Source organism: Ligilactobacillus faecis (assembly GCF_029889745.1).
GTDB classification, from domain to species: Bacteria; Bacillota; Bacilli; order Lactobacillales; family Lactobacillaceae; genus Ligilactobacillus; species Ligilactobacillus faecis.
This window is the reverse complement of record NZ_CP123639.1, coordinates 83,204-100,287: the sequence shown is the minus strand read 5'-3', so window position 1 is coordinate 100,287 and position 17,084 is coordinate 83,204. Positions and strand designations below refer to the sequence as shown.

The following is a 17,084-nucleotide window of genomic DNA, read 5'->3' as shown; positions in this document are numbered from 1 at the left end:
AAAGCAAATGACGGAACCAGCGATCAAATATCGGTTGATAAAAAAAGAAAAGCATACTGGTGCGCGTTTAGGTGAGATCATTACGCCCCACGGGACATTTGAGACACCAATGTTTATGCCAGTCGGAACGCAAGCAACAGTCAAATCGATCTCGCCTGAAGAGCTCAAAGCAATGGGCGCAGGGATCATTTTATCTAATACGTATCATTTATGGTTACGCCCGGGTGAAGATCTAGTCAAAGAAGCAGGTGGCTTGCATAAGTTTATGAATTGGGATCAAGGGATCTTGACTGATTCAGGTGGGTTTCAAGTCTTTTCTTTAGCTGATATGCGCAATATCACTGAAGAAGGGGTCCATTTCAAGAGCCATTTGAACGGAGCCCCGTTATTTCTTTCGCCAGAAAAAGCGATCCAGATCGAAAATGCTTTAGGCGCAGATATCATGATGAGTTTTGATGAATGTCCACCTTTCTTTGAAAGTTATGACTATATCAAAAAATCAGTCGAACGGACGAGTCGTTGGGCTGAACGTGGACTGAAGGCTCACCAAAATCCTGAAACACAGGCGCTTTTTGGAATCGTCCAAGGTGGGGGGCATGAAGATCTCCGGAAGCTGAGTGCACGTGATCTTGTCTCTTTAGATTTCCCAGGTTATTCGATCGGGGGACTTTCAGTCGGTGAGTCGAAAGCTGAGATGAACCGCGTGTTAGATTTTACTACGCCTTTACTACCTGAAAATAAACCGCGTTATCTAATGGGAGTCGGGTCACCTGACGCTTTGATCGATGGCGCTTTGCGCGGGGTCGACATGTTTGACTGTGTCTTGCCGACACGGATCGCACGCAACGGGACATGTATGACTTCACACGGTCGTTTAGTCGTCAAAAATGCTAAATATGCTCGTGACTTCTCACCGATCGATGATAACTGCGATTGCTATACATGTCGGAACTTTACGCGGGCTTATGTGCGGCATTTATTCAAGGCCGATGAAACTTTTGGCTTACGGTTGACGAGTTATCATAATCTCTACTTCTTGATCAATTTGATGAAGCAAGTGCGCCAAGCGATCAGAGATGATAACTTACTTGAATTTAGAGAGCATTTCTTTGAAGAGTACGGTTTGAATGTTAAAAATCCCAAAAACTTTTAAAAGAGTAACTGAAAGTGCTAGTGTTTAGCATTTTTTTCTGATACAGTTATAAGTAGAATATCTTAGGAGGTATAATTCGTGAATTCTTCAATTTCAACAATTTTAATGTTTGTGGTCTTCATCGCTTTGATGTACTTTATGATGATCCGTCCACAAAAGAAGCAACAACAACAACATCAAGAAATGATGAACGCTTTGAAGCCAGGCGATCAAGTCGTAACGATCGGTGGCTTACACGGTGTTGTAAGTGAAGTCAACCAAGAAAAAAATCTCGTAACGATCGATTGTGATGGTGTTTACCTTGATTTCACACGTTCAGCGATCGCACGAGTAACTAAAAAAGCTACTGCTAAAGTCGAAGAAGCAGAAGAAAAAACAGTTGAAACAACGACTGAAACAAGCTCTGTCGTTGAAAAAGAAACGACTGACGAAGATAAATAAGCTAAAAAACTGATAGGTTAGTGTTAACTTATCAGTTTTTTTACTTGCTGTTTTAGTAATGTTGAAGTATGATTAGTAAAAATACTTGGCAGTTCTGCCAAAAAGAAGGGGCGAAGGCTTTGAGAAAATTAGGTGTGATCGGGATCGGGAATGTTGGCGTAACTGTCGCTTATACTCTTGTTTCCCAAGGAATCGTTGATGAATTAGTTATGATCGATACAAATGACAAAAAGGTCTTAGCAGAAAAACTTGATTTTGAAGATGCGATGCCACGTTTGCCATACCACACAAAGATCAAGATCCAAGATTATGCAGCTTTGAGCGATGCAGATGTTGTGATCACGGCATTTGGTGATATCGAGGCTAGCATCAAGACGGGTAATCGTTTTGCTGAATTTAAGATCAATAGTAAAAATGCCGTCGAAGTGGGCACAAAGCTCAAAGAAGTTGGTTTTAAAGGCGTTTTGATCAATATCTCAAATCCATGTGATGCGATCACGACGATCTTACAACGAGAGACTGGCTTGCCAAAAGAACGAGTTTTTGGAACCGGAACATTTCTCGATACTGCGCGGATGCAACACGTAGTAGGTGACTACTTAAACCAAGATAGTCGAAATGTCGATGGTTTTGTTTTAGGCGAACACGGAAATTCCCAATTTACAGCGTGGTCGACCGTTCGCGTCAACAATAAGCCTTTAGCTGAAGTGATCAGTTTAGACGAGATCGCTTCTTTAGATGGAAAACCATCAGAAGGTGCGTGGATCGTTGCAAGTGGCAAAGGCTATACATCTTATGCGATCGCTACATGTGGGGTTCGTTTGGCTCAAGCCGTAATGTCAGACGCCAAGCTTTTTGCGCCAGCTTCAGTTTATGTTGAAGAATTTGGAACTTATTTAGGGTATCCAGCGATCATTGGCGCAAACGGAGCCGAAAAAGTCGTTCCGTTAGAATTGACTGCAGAAGAAGTTGAAAAACTAAATGAATCAGTCGCTTATATCAAAGAACACGTTGAACAATTAGGTTAAAAACGTTAAAAGGACCGCTACTCCTTAAGTAAAGAGGAGTAGCGGTCCTTTTTTAGATCATTTTTGATAAGGTTCAAAAGTCACAGCTAAGGTCAAAGGTTCGTTTGCTTTTAACCAGTAACGTTCATGGACTGGAGCGCCCCAAGAATCATCGCCCCCAACGCCCATTTCTGCTGCAAGTAAGCGAAGATAAGTGAATGGAACTTGTGGTAATTCATCTTGATGTAAAGCTTCTTCTAACATCATCGTACTGTATGGTAAAAGGCTAGCGCTAAAGGCCTGTTGATCAGCGCTCACTTTGAGTCCGAGGCCAGTTTGATCGGTAACACTTAAAGTGCGGACATCACTATGCAGACCTGTCTCTTGTGGAAGAAGATACGGTGCGACTTCTTTTTTAGCCGTTGTCTCAAAAAGACCTAAGCGTGAGCCTTCTTTACGATCAAGATAGTTTTCAGCTGGACCGCGACCATAATAACTCAAGTTTTCCAAGCGTTTTGGTAACTTGAATTCAAGCCCAAATGTCGGAAGCGAAGGTAAGTTAGCGTGACCAGGATAAGTTGCTTTAAGGTTGACTTTACCAGTGCCATCAACAGTATAAGTTACAGTGACTAATACTTTTTCTGGTAGTGGTAGTTCATACGTATAAGTAACTTGCACAGCACTTTCCAGTGTTTCAACTTTTAGATCGACAACTTTGGCAAATTTTCCAGCAGCTAACCACATAGCACGGTCAAAGCCATGACCAGCTCCGCGGTCGTTATCAGTCATTGGACGCCAAAATGTTAGTTGTGGTGTACGGGTGATAAATTCTTGACCAAAATATTTCAAAGAAACGATCCCGCCTTTATCTTTAGATAAAAGCACTTCAAAATTTTCACCTGAAAGACCAATGTTGACATCGCCTAAAACGACTTTAGGCGCTTTAGTTGGAACAAAGTTTGGAAGTTTAGGATAAACTGCTTGTCCAAAAGCAACTTTAAACCCAGCATGAGCATAAGCCGTATCATGAGCTAAACGTTGTGTCACTTCGTGGATGACTTCGCCTTCTGTGACTTCTGGATAGTCAAGTTCAAAGTGTTTTGTTTCTTGTGGTAAAACATTTAGGCGATAATCTTTTTGCCAGACAACGTGACCATCTTGTAAAACTTTAGCCGTAAAGAAGTAATCTGACGTATCGATGAACAGATTATCGTTTTTTAGTGTGACGCCAGTCTGATCTGGAAGCAATTTAACGTTTGCATAAAGCTCTTTGACTTCTTTTGCTTTAGGTGAAACTGTTCGATCTGCAAAGACAAGCCCATTACCGCAAAATTCGTAGTCACTTGGTCGGTCGTAAAAATCGCCACCATAAGCCAGGCGCTTGTGACCGTTGACTTCTTGGTAGAGCGCTTGATCGATGTAATCCCAAATGAAACCACCTTGATAATGTGGGTATTTTTCTAGATCAGTGTAAAGTTTAAAGCCTCCAAGAGAATTTCCCATCGCGTGCATGTATTCACATGAGATGTACGGTTTTTGAGGATCGTTTTGCAAGTACTCTTCGATCTCAGCTGGTTTAGCATACATCCGGCTTTCGATATCAGTAATCTGATCAAATTCGCGGTTCCAAGTGACCCCTTCGTAATGAACTAAGCGAGAAGGATCTTTTTCTCGCAAGTAATCACCCATTAGTTCGATATCTTTACCTGCGTAAGATTCGTTACCTAACGACCAGATCAAAACGCTTGGATGGTTTTTATCACGAGCATACATACTATTAGCGCGATCTAAACAAGTTGCTTGCCATTCAGGTAAATTTCCTGGAACGTTCCAAGAAGGCTCACACGCCCCCAGCTTTTGCCAAGAGCCGTGTGATTCTAAGTTAGCTTCATCGATCAAATAGATCCCGTATTCGTCGCAAAGATGATACCAGAGCGATTGATTTGGATAATGCGAAGTCCGCACGGCATTGATATTATGCCGTTTCATAAATTTGATATCCCATAACATATCTTCTTTGGTGACCGCACGTCCTCTGATCGGATCAAATTCATGGCGGTTGACCCCTTTAAAGACGATCCGCTTGCCATTTAAGTGCATCAGACCGTCTTTTAGTTCAAAGCGTCGGAAACCGACTTTAACGGTCGAAAATTCTACGACTTCATCGTTTTGATCCACTAAAGTCAATTCAAGTTCATAGAGATCAGGGCGCTCAGCACTCCAAGCGCAGACATCTGTGATCGTAGTCGCAACTTTGAGATCTGAACTAAGCGGAACGATCTTTTCAAAAACGAGTTTTTTATCAGGAGCGAGCAAAGAGACCTTTAAAGTCCGCTCGCTCAATTCACCAGTCAAAGTCGGTGTGACAGTCAATAGACCAGTTTGATAGTCATCGTCTAAAGTGGCAGAAACATTTAGATCAAAGAGATGTGTCGTTGGCGTTGCATATAAGAACACATCACGAAAAATCCCATTCAAACGCCAAAAGTCTTGGTCTTCGATCCAACTTGCACTACTGTATTTGAAAACTTCGACAGCTAAATAGTTTTCACCTTCTGTCAAATAAGGTGTTAGTTCAAAGTCGCTTGGTGTAAATGAATCTTCACTGTAGCCGACAAAATGCCCGTTCAACCAAACGTAAAAAGCAGTTGCCACACCTTGGAAAGAGATAAAGAGCGGTTTATCTAAAAGTTCGTCAGCGACTGTAAAAGTTTTGATGTAAGAAGCAACTTTATTTTTAGCCGGGACTTTAGGCGGACGTAATTCTTCATGTCCGTCCCAAGGATATTGGGTATTGACATATTTATGACCATCAAATCCTTGAGTCTGCAAGTGACCTGGAACTTGTATATATTTGAAATGTTGGTGATCAAAATCTGGTTTAGTAAAGGCAAGATCTTGGAGAGCTAGATCTGGTTCAAGATGAACACGCCAAGTCCCGTTGAGACTTTGAGTCAATTTTTTAGTTTGATCTTTTGAAGCAAAAAATTGGTGATCTGAATGAGCTGGAACGCGGTTGATTTCAAAAACAGTTGGGTCACTCAGCCAAGCTAAGCGTGGTTTTGTTGCTGTCATAGTAATAATTCCTTTCAAACAAGTTTTTATTGATGATACTTTGAGGAGATCGTCCAAAATATTTATTAGTAAATTTACTAGTTGAAAATATAAAGGAGAAGATCTTACAATCACATAGTAAACGATTACATTTAGAGAAGCAAGTCATATTTACTAAAAATATTACTTTTTAACAAAAAATTTATCACTAAAATTTGGGGGGTTAAAAGCTGTTGAGTTCTTAATAAAGCAAAGTTAGTATTAAAAGGTAGATAAAATAGGGCTTTTGGAGCGGAATACATCAAAAATAAATAAATTACTTAATTTTTAGTAAAATCAACTTGAAATTTTTCTTGAAAACGTTTAACATGAAACTTGTAAAAAAGAAAACGTTATTATTGATTTAGGAGTGATTTTATGGAAACAAAAGAACGTCCAGTAGGCAAAGTGACCTCGCGACTTGCGTATACCTTTGGCGCTTTTGGTAACGATGTCTTCTACGCAGCGTTATCGAGTTATCTGATCATGTTTATCACCTCGCACTTGTTCAACACGGGAGATCAAGCTACTAATAATCGTTTGATCAGTTATGTGACCTTGATCATCATGATCTTACGGATCGTTGAACTTTTGATCGATCCTTTTATCGGAAATGCGATCGATCGAACGAAAACACGGTGGGGCCATTTTCGTCCGTGGGTCGTGATCGGTGGAACTGTCAGTTCGATCGCTTTACTGATCTTATTTACTAATATGGGTGGTTTGAATAAAACAAATCCATGGTTATATTTATTTATTTTTGCTGTTTTATATATCACGATGGATATTTTTTATTCATTTAAAGATATCGGTTTTTGGTCGATGTTACCAGCACTTTCATTTGATTCACGCGAACGGGAAAAAATCGCTACTTTAGCGCGGATCGGTTCAACGATCGGTGGTTCATTAGTGGGTGTCGTCGTAATGCCACTTGTTTTGTTCTTCTCACTCCAAAGTAATGGGGGCACAGGGGATGATCGCGGTTGGTTCTGGTTTGCCTTTATTGTGTGTGCAACAGCTTTCTTGAGCGCTTTGGCTGTTGGTTTTGGGACACGGGAAGTTGAAAATGATCTTCGCAAAAATGAAGAAGATACTGCAGGGATCGGCGCTGTTTTGAAAATGTTAGTTAAAAATGACCAATTACTTTGGGTCGCGATCGCTTATCTTTTTTATGGGATCGGGATCAATTTAGTAAACGCGCTTGAGTTATATTACTTCACATATATCATGGGCTTTTCCAAAGGTTTTTCGATCCTTTCGGCGATCAATATGGTCGTAGGGCTCTTCTCAGTAGCTTTCTTCCCGATGTTAGCGAAAAAATTCAGTCGTAAACCATTGTTTATGGGTTGTTTAGTGATGATGCTGATCGGCTTAGGAGTCTTTTCGATCGCAGGTAGCAATTTAGCGTTAGTTTTATTTGCAGCTGAACTCTTCTTTATCCCACAACCAGTCGTTTTCTTGATCGTTTTGATGATCATTACTGACTCGGTTGAATATGGTCAATGGAAATTAGGACACCGTGATGAATCATTAGCACTTTCTGTGCGGCCATTAGTGGATAAATTTGGGGGTGCGATCTCAAATGGTGTTGTTGGTCAGATCGCAGTCTTAGCTGGAATGACAACTGGTGCGACAGCTTCTTCGATCACAGCAAGCGATCGTTTTGTCTTTAAGATCATGATGTTTGCGATCCCAGCTGTGATGATGTTGATCGGAATGTTTATCTTTGGTAAAAAGATCACCTTAACAGAAGAACGGCATGCGCAGATCGTTGCTGAACTCGAAAAGACTTGGGGCGAACAATTTGAACCTGAAAGTCCAGAAGGTGGTGTCTTAGTTGAAGAAAATACTTTAGTTGCTCATGCGCCAGTAGCAGGTGAAGTCGTTGCTCTAAAACAAGTTGCAGATAAAAACTTTGCTTCAGGTACAATGGGACAAGGGATCGCGCTCAAACCAAGTGATGGTAAAGTCTATGCTCCATTTGATGGGACGATCAAGACAGTCTTTGTTACGCGCCATGCGATCGGACTTGTTTCTGATAATGGGATACCGGTCTTGATCCATGTAGGGATCGGGACAGTTGCTTTGAAAGGAACTGGATTTGTGACTTATGTCAATGAAGGGCAACATGTCAAACAAGGTGAACAGATCATGGAATTCTGGGATCCTGCGATCAAGAAGGCTGGTCTCGATGATACTGTGATGATGACATTTACTCCAGCTGATGCGATCACTGATTTCGAACTTAAAGTGAGTCCAGGAGTCCATGTGGAACCAGAGACAGTTGTTATCGAAGTTGAAAAATAATTTTTAGGGAAGTCGTGTTAGAAAAAACACGACTCAGAACGTAGACAAACTCTATTCAAATCGGATAGAGTTTATTTTTTTATGTATTTTTATAACTATATACTTTGAAATATACGAATATAACAGGGTTTTTCCCCAGTATTTTTACCAATTTTTTTAGATTTAGGCACGCAAATATCAACCCAACTTTAGCTAGAATTTTATCAATTCCTACTTCTCGGGCGTATCTCAAGTTGTGATATTCTTTTGCCGAACCAAAATTTCTTTCGATCGTCTCCTTTCGCGCTTCATACTTTAATTTTGAGCCAGTTTGATGCCTGATATCCTCACATTTTTCCATACTATCTTGCCAAACATGACGAGCGATAACTCTTTGATGATTTTTACTTTGTGTACATTTGTGCAGTAAAGGACATTTTTCACAGATTGTAGGATCACTTTTATATTCACGATAACCACTTCGATTAGTTGTGGAGTACATTAAGATTTGATCGCCAGGACATAAATAACAATCATAATATTCATCATAAACAAAATCTTTGGGTCTAAGCGTACCAACTTTGCCCCTTGGGCGTTTATAAGGAAGAATGGGAATTATGCCTTGAGATAGTAAAAAGTGTGCGATCGTGGGTGTTTTATAGCCAGAATCAGCGATAATATATTGTGGGTCGTACTTCCGTACTTTTTCAAATATTTCAGGAAAAAGTTGCGTATCATGGATATTTCCCGCACCGACCACATAAGCTAAGAGCCACCCATTTTTATCACAGGCAGCTTGAACGTTATAGGCAAAAACCTGTTTGTGTTCACCCTTATGAAACCATCCACTATCAGGATCAGTTTTAGATATTTTTACTTGTCTAGTTTTTTTTTAGGTTTTTCTTCTTTTAAGGGTTTCTTTTGATGTTTAGCTCTATCTACATTTATTTCTTTTTCGAGATCTTCACTCATAAATTTTGACTTAGTTTCAATAACTTCAGTAGTATATTTACGGCTGTTAGCAGCAGCTTTCAAATGAGTTCCATCAATAAAGATATCAGTTGTGTCGATAAGATCATTTTCTAAACAGAGTTTCAAAATATGAGCAAAAATAGCTTCTATTACATGGCTTTCAGCAAATCTTCTTTTATAATTTTTACCGTAGGTAGAGAAATGAGGAACAGGATCATTTAAACCTAGTCCTAGAAACCATCGATAAGCGACATTAACTTGAATTTCTTTGATCGTTTGACGCATAGAACGAATACCAAATAGATTTTGGATCAAAGGAATCTTTATGAGTAGTACAGGGTCAAGACTAGGACGACCATTATTTTTACAATAGGAATCTTCGACAAGATCATAAATAAAAGAGAAATCAATAATTTGATCAATTTTACGGAGTAAATGATCTTTTGGGACCAAATCATCTAGAGAAGTACGAGCATATTCACAGCGTTTGAGATTGGGATCACTTTTGTGAAGCATAATGAGCACCTCCGTAACCGTTTTCTTTAATTATACAAAAAAAGTCACCAGAGCACATACTCTGATGACTTAGTCTACATTCTGAGTCGTGTTAGAAAAAACACGACTTTTTTAGCTCTAGTTCTAGATTGTTTGTTGAAAAAAATCAGTATTTTCGCTACAATACAGGAAAATAGAAAGAAAGAAGGTTCTTAGTTCATGGATCATACAAAAAACGACCCTCAGTTATGGGCTGCGATCGCAGCCGAAGAAAACCGACAACAAGGCAATATCGAGTTGATCGCTTCAGAAAATATCGTTTCAGAAGCAGTCTTAAAAGCCCAAGGCAGTGTTTTGACTAATAAGTATGCAGAAGGTTATCCTGGGAAACGATATTACGGTGGGTGCGAATTTGTCGATGTTGTTGAGCAATTAGCGATCGATCGTGCCAAAGAGCTTTTTGGGGCAAGTTATGCCAATGTCCAACCGCATTCGGGGTCACAAGCTAACGCAGCTGCGTATAAAGCTTTGATCGAGCCAGGTGATACTGTTTTAGGCATGGATCTAGCTAGCGGAGGTCATTTGACCCACGGTTCGCCAGTCAACTTTAGCGGACAAACATATAACTTTGTTGGTTATAACGTTGACCGTGAAACAGAACAAATCGACTACGAGGCGGTTTTAGCTTTGGCCAAAGAAGTCCGGCCGAAGTTGATCGTAGCTGGAGCGAGTGCTTATCCACGCCAGATCGACTTTAAACGTTTCAAAGCGATCGCAGATGAAGTAGGAGCTTTCTTTTTAGTTGATATGGCGCACATCGCAGGACTAGTCGCAGCTGGAGAACATCAAAATCCAGTTGAATATGCTGATATCGTGACCACGACAACACATAAAACATTACGTGGACCACGAGGCGGGCTGATCTTGACAAATGATGAACAATTGGCTAAAAAGATCAATAGCGCTGTTTTCCCGGGCTTACAAGGTGGTCCGTTAGAACATGTTATCGCGGCTAAAGCAGTTGCTTTAGGAGAAGCTTTGACACCAGCTTTCAAAGCTTATGCTGCTCAAGTTATCAAAAATGCACAAGCGATGGCAGAAGTTTTTGCAAAAGTGCCAGAATTAAAAATGATCTCAGGCGGAACTGATAATCATTTGCTGTTACTCGATGTACGTGGTTTTGGATTAAATGGTAAAGAAGCCGAACAGCTTTTAGATAGTGTTTCTCTAACAGTCAACAAAAATTCGATTCCATTTGAGACGCTCAGTCCTTTTAAAACAAGCGGGATTCGTTTAGGAACACCAGCGATCACAAGCCGTGGCTTTGATGAAGCTGATGCTAAGACGGTGGCAGAGTTGATCGTCTCTGTTTTACGCTCCAATGGCGATGAAGCTACTTTAGAAGCAGTAAAAGCTAAAGTAAAAGAACTGACAACAGCTCATCCGATCTATCAATAAACGAATATAAGAAAAGACACCTTCAAATTTGATATGATTCCCCTAGAGTGGACACGGAAATAATAAAGATTCTGTGATCACTCTAGGGGGATTTTTTATGTCTAGAAGAACTACTAAACATACACTTGAAGAAAGATACCAGGCAGTCTCCGAGTATCTTAGTGGACAATATAGTAAGTACTTTATCTGCCGGAAATATACCATTTCTAAAAATACATTTGATAATTGGATCAGAAAATACAAAGCTGGCGGTTTAGATGGCTTAAAAGAGTCTAGAACCTGGAAAGAATATTCAGTTGAATTAAAAACAACTGCGGTTCTAGAATATTTAGAAAATGGACGTTCACCAAAGAAAATTTGTGATAAATACAATATTTCGAGTGTTTCGGTTTTACGTAAATGGATCAACTTGTATACTAATGGAAAAGGCTTTAAAGCTACCATTGGAGGTCGTAATAGAATGAAACATGGACGTAAAACTACTTTTAAGGAACGGCTCGAAATAGTTCAGTATACACTTGCTAATAATAAGAATTATCACAAAGCGATCGATAAATATAATGTTTCTTATTCCCAAGTCTATAATTGGGTCAAAAAGTTTGAAGTAGATGGCGAAAAGGCATTATACGATAATCGTGGTAAAACAGTTAAAGATCGTGATTATAAGACTCTTTCTGAAACTGAGCGTCTCAAGCTTGAGATCCTACGTTTGAAAGAACGTAATAAATATCTAGAAGCAGAAAATATCGTTTTAAAAAAATTGGACGAACTCGAAAGGAGGAGATAAGCTTTATACCTAAAAATCTGCGTTTTAAAGCTATTCAGGAAGTTCTTAAAGAGTTTCCACAAATTGAACTCTGGATCCTTTGTGCGATCTTAAATGTATCGCGCTCAGGGTATTATCGTTATTTAACTGCTCCAAAATCACAATGTACTTTGGAAAATGAATGGTTAAGTGAGATCATAAAAAAAGAATTTCATGCTTTAAATGGAATTTACGGTTCTAGAAGAATGACTCTTCTTATCAATCGAAAGTATCAAAAACAATATAACTTCAAACGTATTCGTCGCTTAATGAGAGTCCTTGGTTTATATTCAGTAATTCGTCGCAAACGCCGAGGTTGTACTCGTTCAGAACATTTAAACTACGAAGAAAATACTTTAGGTCGTGATTTTTCCGCTACTAGACCTAATCAAAAGTGGGTGACTGATGTCACTTATTTAGAATATGGCTTAGGACAAAAAGCTTATTTAAGTGCGATCAAAGATCTATACGATGGATCTATCATAAGTTTTGAAATTAGTAAAAGAAATGATAATCGGCTTGTCATGAAGACTTTAGAAAAAGCATTCACGCATTTAAATGAAGCTAATCTACTTCTTCACAGTGATCGTGGATTTCAATATACTTCAAAGGAATATCTTCGGTTGACCTCAAGGCATGGTGTTACAAGAAGTATGTCTCGAGTGGGGAAATGTATCGATAACGCACCAATGGAAAGTTTTTGGAGTCATTTCAAGACAGAATGTTATTATTGGCTAAAATGTGAAACATATGGAGAACTTGTAGAAATGATCGAAAACTATATCAAGTTCTACAATACCCAACGTTACCAAATAAAACTAAACAGCCTGACTCCAGAAGAATACCGGAATCAGGCTGCCTAGAATTTTAATTATTTAGTTGTTCACTTGACGGGTCTCAGATCAATTTTGAAGGTGTCTTTTTGTGCATATATCAATTTAATGAGATTCAGCCGGAAATCCCGTGACTTCAGTCATGGGATGGATAGGCCCTATCAAGCTCCGTAAGGGGCTTTTTTCATCTCATTGTATTTTTGATCGTTTATATATTTTTCAACTACTTCTTTACTCATATTACCTAACGTGCTCATGTAGTAACTAGGAGACCATAAATGACCACTCCAGTATCGAGACTGCCGAATTTCCGGGTGTCGACGTAAGAAAATAAAGGCACTTCTGCCTTTGAGCGCTTTGATGGCGCTAGTCGGTGCCTTGCTAGGCGGAAAGCTAATTAAGACATGAACATGGTCAGGCATAACTTCCATTTTCTCGATTACGATTTCGTTATCCTCGGCTACTTGCCATAGGATATCCTTCATTTCGTTTGATAACTCATCAGTAGTAAAAGTTTTATGACGATATTTAGTAACCCAAATTAGATGGAAATGGAAGTTATAGATATATCGTCTGGTATATACTGCGTCTTTGATTTTATCTTTACTCATTTTATTTACCCCTATATTTATTATCATTGACATATGATACAATATCATTATATCAATTAAGGAGGTGGAATCAAATGAAGTCAATGGCGAAAATGCAATATCATTATGGCCTGAAAATGCGTTGCTACCCTAGTGACCAACAAAAGCAGTTGATTAAAATTAACAGTGACGCTAGTCGCTTTATCTATAACGAAATGGTTGCGATCGGTAAGGAACTGATGCAACTTCGCAGAGTTAAGTTACCGATTGACACAGTCCAGGAGCGTATTAAGCAACTAACTATGCGTCAAAACGCTAAACAAATGTCTAATCACTATCAATTTTTAGAAGATAAACGAATTGACAGTTTGGCGAAAGCTAATGCCATTCAGAACTACCGAAAAGCTTGGAATGCCTTTCGGAAGGTTCACACTGCTGGTGTTCCTAAATTTCATCGAAAGAGTTATCGCTGGCGTTATCAAACTAATTGTCAATACCCAGGGCAAAAGACTGCGTTACTAACTAACGGTACAGTATGTTTTTTAGATAAGCACCATGTTAAAGTGCCTAAAATTGGTCGGTTACGGATTGCGGGTTCTCAAGCGCGCCTATTGAAAAGAGCGTGTGAAACTAGAATTGGCACAGTAACTTTGACTAAAGATCCAGCAGATCGCTTTTTCATATCAATGCAACTAGCTTCAGATGAACCTTTTGTTAAAGTGTCCAAGGCTAATCACGGACATATTGGAATTGATCTTAATACTGATAATTTCTTAACCGATAATGAAGGTAACACAGTTCCTAACCCACGATATTATCGTACTATTAAAGGCAAATTAGCTAAAGAACAGCGTATTCTATCTAGACGACAACGCCGTGCCAAGAAAGAACATCGCTCTTTACAGAATAGTAAAAATTACCAAAAGCAACGCTTGTTAGTTGCCAAACTCCATGCCAAAGTAATGAACCAAAGACATAATTTTCTCCAACAAATCTCTACTGCACTAATCAAGAACCACGATTTAGTAGTAGCTGAGGAGTTGCGTAGTAAGAATATGCTCAAGAATCATGCTTTAGCGCTTAGTATTTCTGACGTTGGCTGGCGAACATTTCTCGGCATGTTGGCTTATAAAGCTAAGCTGTATAATCATCAGTTCGTGACTGTCAGCCCGAAAAATACTACTCAAACTTGCAATGATTGTAGTTTTATCATGGGAACTAATAACACCGAGAAACTAACCTTGGCTGATCGTGAATGGACGTGTCCTAATTGCGGTATTCATCATATTCGTGACTGGAATGCAGCTAAGAATATTCTGGATAAGGGAATAGCTAAACTAGCCTAGCTTATCTGTCCCTATGGCAACCTGGGGACATAAAAGGCGTTGGTAATTAGACGACCGCTACTTGATTGCAACCTTGGTTGGTCAAGCAAGTTGTCCCTATCTACGCAAATTGTGGTCTGAAATCCACGAGGATTTTCGGCTCACAAGCCATTGACTTTAGTCAGTGGTGGTTGACACTACTGTCACGCAAGATCAATTTTGTCTTTAAAGTGATCATTTGAGGCACAAGTTGTTTTTGTGTTGCTAAGTTATCAAGTAAGCTAACTGCACTAGCTCCCATTTGTTCAGTGAAAACTTTGATACTACTTAAGGCCGGGAAAGAATATTTTGCAAGTGAAGTATCGTTAAATGAGATCAAACTCACTTGTTCAGGAACTTTGAGGTCAGCTTCTTGCAAAGCCCGTAAAGCGCCGACTGCGATCGCATCATTAGCAATGAAAAAAGCCTCAGGTAGTTGATCTTTAAGCTCTTTTAAAGCCGTTTGCATCATGTGGTAACCTGATTCGGGAGAAAAATTCCCAATATAGACATAACGCGGATCATAGAGGCCAAGATCGCTCAAGTAAGTTTTAAAAGTCCGAAAACGTGGGTCGATCAGTGAATCGGTCTGATCGGCGGTTTTTTCTTCCCCAGCGAGTAGGCCGATCCGTAATTGCTCATGAGTTATGAAATGGTCTAAAGCACTTTTGACAGCCCCTTCAAAATCAGAGACGATGCAGTTATAGCCATTTGTAAGCATATTATTGTCGACAAAGACTAGGTTGTCGTTTAGTTCAGCGATTTTTTGCGCTTCTTTAACGCTGTATTTTCCGATCGCGATCACGCCATTAACTTGTTTAGCTTTATCTAGCGAATCGTTATGAAAAATTCGAGTTACTTCATAGCCTAATTGATGCGCTTGTTTTTCGATCCCTAAACGGATCGCATAATAGTAAAGATCATGGACTTCTTCTTGTTCAGTATACCATTGGATGATCGCAACACGTTTTTCTTCGTTTTGTTCAAGCTGTTTTTTTTGTTTTGTATGTTTGACGTAGCTAAGTTCTTCAGCGATCTTGAAGATCTTGTTGCGCGTCTTATCACTAACTGACATCGTTTCATCATAATTTAAAACGCGTGAAACAGTTGCGGCTGAGACGCCAGCTTTAGCTGCGATATCTTTGATCGTGGCCATAGTTCAAAATTCCTTTCTAAATATTTAGAACAATTAATTGAGGTTTTGTTCAATTATAGCATAGATCTAGTAAAAAAAAGAAAGTCTGTGCACTTTTTTAGTAAAGCTAAAAAGCATTAATAGAAGATATACTAAAAAATTTAGAGTTATTTTTACTAAAAATTAAGTAAAAATAGTTGATAAAAAATGTCAGCTCTCCTATAATAATACTTGTAAATAAAACGCTTACCTAAAATAGAAAAGAGGCTATCAAAATGAAAAAAGAAGAATTACAGCAACGTTTTAAAGCGATCTTTGGCAAAGAGGCAGAAGGAACATTTTTCTCACCTGGACGGATAAATTTGATCGGTGAACATACCGACTATAATGGTGGGCATGTTTTCCCATGTGCGATCACACTTGGAACATATGGTGCAGCTGCTAAGCGAGACGATCAACGGTTACGTTTCTATTCTGAAAACTTTGCTACAGAAGGGATCATTGAAGTCGATCTGGCAGATCTTCATTTTGATAAAGCAGATAAATGGACTAATTATCCAAAAGGAATGATCCATTTTCTAAAAGAAGCAGGGCATCAGATCGAGCAAGGTTTGGATGTTTATGTCAATGGAAATATTCCAAATGGGTCGGGGCTATCCTCGTCTGCTTCCTTAGAGCTTTTGATGGGTGTGATCGCTGAAAAGCTTTTTGATCTCAAACTCGATCGCTTAGATCTAGTCAAGATCGGGATGCAAACAGAAAATGATTTTATTGGCGTCAATTCTGGGATCATGGATCAGTTTGCGGTTGGAATGGGGCAAAAAGATCAAGCGATCTTGCTTGATACGAATACGCTTGAATATGAACTAGTTCCGTTAGACCTAAAAGATAATGTGATCGTGATCATGAATACGAACAAACGGCGTGAATTAGCCGATTCTAAATATAATGAACGGCGCAGTGAATGTGAGACAGCATTAGCAGAGTTACAAAAAGGTGTAACAGTTGACAGTTTAGGTGCGTTAGATGAACAGACTTTTGATGAATATAGTTATTTGGTCGCCGACGGAGCCCGTTTGAAACGTGCGCGACATGCAGTCTTTGAAAATCAACGAACATTGAAAGCACGTGAAGCATTACAAGCTGATGACTTAGAAAAATTTGGACGTTTAGTCAATGCCTCCCATGTTTCCCTTGAACATGATTATGAAGTAACGGGTAAAGAGTTAGATACGCTTGCACACACAGCTTGGCAACAACCAGGTGTTTTAGGGGCACGGATGACAGGTGCTGGCTTTGGGGGCTGTGGGATCGCTATAGTCAATAAAGAACAAGTCGAAGCTTTCAAAGAAAATGTCGGTAAAGTTTATGAAGAAAAGATCGGTTATGCGCCAGCCTTTTATATTGCTGAGATTGCTGATGGGACAAAACAACTTTAAGATAGGGGATTGA

General features: G+C 39.4%; 10 protein-coding genes and 2 pseudogenes. 8 read left to right on the top strand and 4 right to left on the bottom strand.

All coding sequences use genetic code 11. The annotated features are described in order from the left end of the window. Positions 1-7 precede the first annotated feature (7 nt). From tgt to QFX10_RS00435, 3 genes are all read left to right on the top strand, one after another. Positions 8-1,153 (top strand): tRNA guanosine(34) transglycosylase Tgt, encoded by a 1,146-nt coding sequence (gene tgt / locus QFX10_RS00445; protein WP_280606329.1) that lies wholly within the window; start codon positions 8-10, stop codon positions 1,151-1,153. 78 nt (positions 1,154-1,231) lie between these two features. Beyond that, positions 1,232-1,594 carry a preprotein translocase subunit YajC gene (gene yajC, locus QFX10_RS00440; protein WP_280606328.1) on the top strand — a complete coding sequence of 121 codons (363 nt, stop codon included), beginning with the start codon at positions 1,232-1,234 and terminating at the stop codon, positions 1,592-1,594. A gap of 119 nt (positions 1,595-1,713) precedes the next feature. Then, a complete protein-coding gene (locus tag QFX10_RS00435) occupies positions 1,714-2,622 on the top strand; it encodes an L-lactate dehydrogenase (RefSeq protein ID WP_280606327.1) in 909 nt (302 codons plus the stop codon). A 57-nt stretch (positions 2,623-2,679) separates the two neighbouring features. Here the strand turns inward: QFX10_RS00435 and lacZ are convergent, their stop codons facing one another. After that, a complete protein-coding gene (lacZ, locus tag QFX10_RS00430) occupies positions 2,680-5,676 on the bottom strand; it encodes a beta-galactosidase, LacZ type (protein ID WP_280606326.1) in 2,997 nt (998 codons plus the stop codon). Positions 5,677-6,072: 396 nt separating this feature from the next. On the opposite strand from lacZ, the gene QFX10_RS00425 reads away from it, so the two are divergent. Next, positions 6,073-8,001: a sugar MFS transporter gene (locus QFX10_RS00425; protein ID WP_280606325.1), complete on the top strand. Its 1,929-nt coding sequence runs from the start codon at positions 6,073-6,075 to the stop codon at positions 7,999-8,001. A 17-nt stretch (positions 8,002-8,018) separates the two neighbouring features. Here the strand turns inward: QFX10_RS00425 and QFX10_RS00420 are convergent. Further along, positions 8,019-9,468: pseudogene (locus QFX10_RS00420) on the bottom strand (IS1182 family transposase). A 198-nt stretch (positions 9,469-9,666) separates the two neighbouring features. On the opposite strand from QFX10_RS00420, the gene glyA reads away from it, so the two are divergent. Together glyA and QFX10_RS00410 are read left to right on the top strand one after the other, a co-directional pair. Further along, entirely contained in the window at positions 9,667-10,905 is a 1,239-nt protein-coding gene (glyA, locus tag QFX10_RS00415) for a serine hydroxymethyltransferase (protein ID WP_280606324.1), read from the top strand. Between the two features lie 97 nt (positions 10,906-11,002). Next, positions 11,003-12,573, top strand: a pseudogene (locus QFX10_RS00410) (IS3 family transposase). 131 nt (positions 12,574-12,704) lie between these two features. On the opposite strand, the gene tnpA reads toward QFX10_RS00410, so the two are convergent. Next, on the bottom strand, positions 12,705-13,154 hold the full coding sequence (gene tnpA / locus QFX10_RS00405) for an IS200/IS605 family transposase (RefSeq protein WP_280606323.1): 450 nt from the start codon (positions 13,152-13,154) through the stop codon (positions 12,705-12,707). A 74-nt stretch (positions 13,155-13,228) separates the two neighbouring features. Here tnpA and QFX10_RS00400 point away from each other — a divergent pair, with 74 nt between their 5' ends. Continuing rightward, positions 13,229-14,479: an RNA-guided endonuclease InsQ/TnpB family protein gene (locus tag QFX10_RS00400; protein WP_280606322.1), complete on the top strand. Its 1,251-nt coding sequence runs from the start codon at positions 13,229-13,231 to the stop codon at positions 14,477-14,479. A gap of 160 nt (positions 14,480-14,639) precedes the next feature. Here the strand turns inward: QFX10_RS00400 and QFX10_RS00395 are convergent, their stop codons facing one another. Further along, positions 14,640-15,653: a LacI family DNA-binding transcriptional regulator gene (locus QFX10_RS00395; RefSeq protein WP_280606321.1), complete on the bottom strand. Its 1,014-nt coding sequence runs from the start codon at positions 15,651-15,653 to the stop codon at positions 14,640-14,642. 254 nt (positions 15,654-15,907) lie between these two features. Here QFX10_RS00395 and QFX10_RS00390 point away from each other — a divergent pair, with 254 nt between their 5' ends. Continuing rightward, positions 15,908-17,071, top strand: a complete 1,164-nt coding sequence (locus QFX10_RS00390) for a galactokinase (protein ID WP_280606320.1) — start codon at positions 15,908-15,910, stop codon at positions 17,069-17,071. The last annotated feature ends 13 nt before the right edge of the window (positions 17,072-17,084 follow it).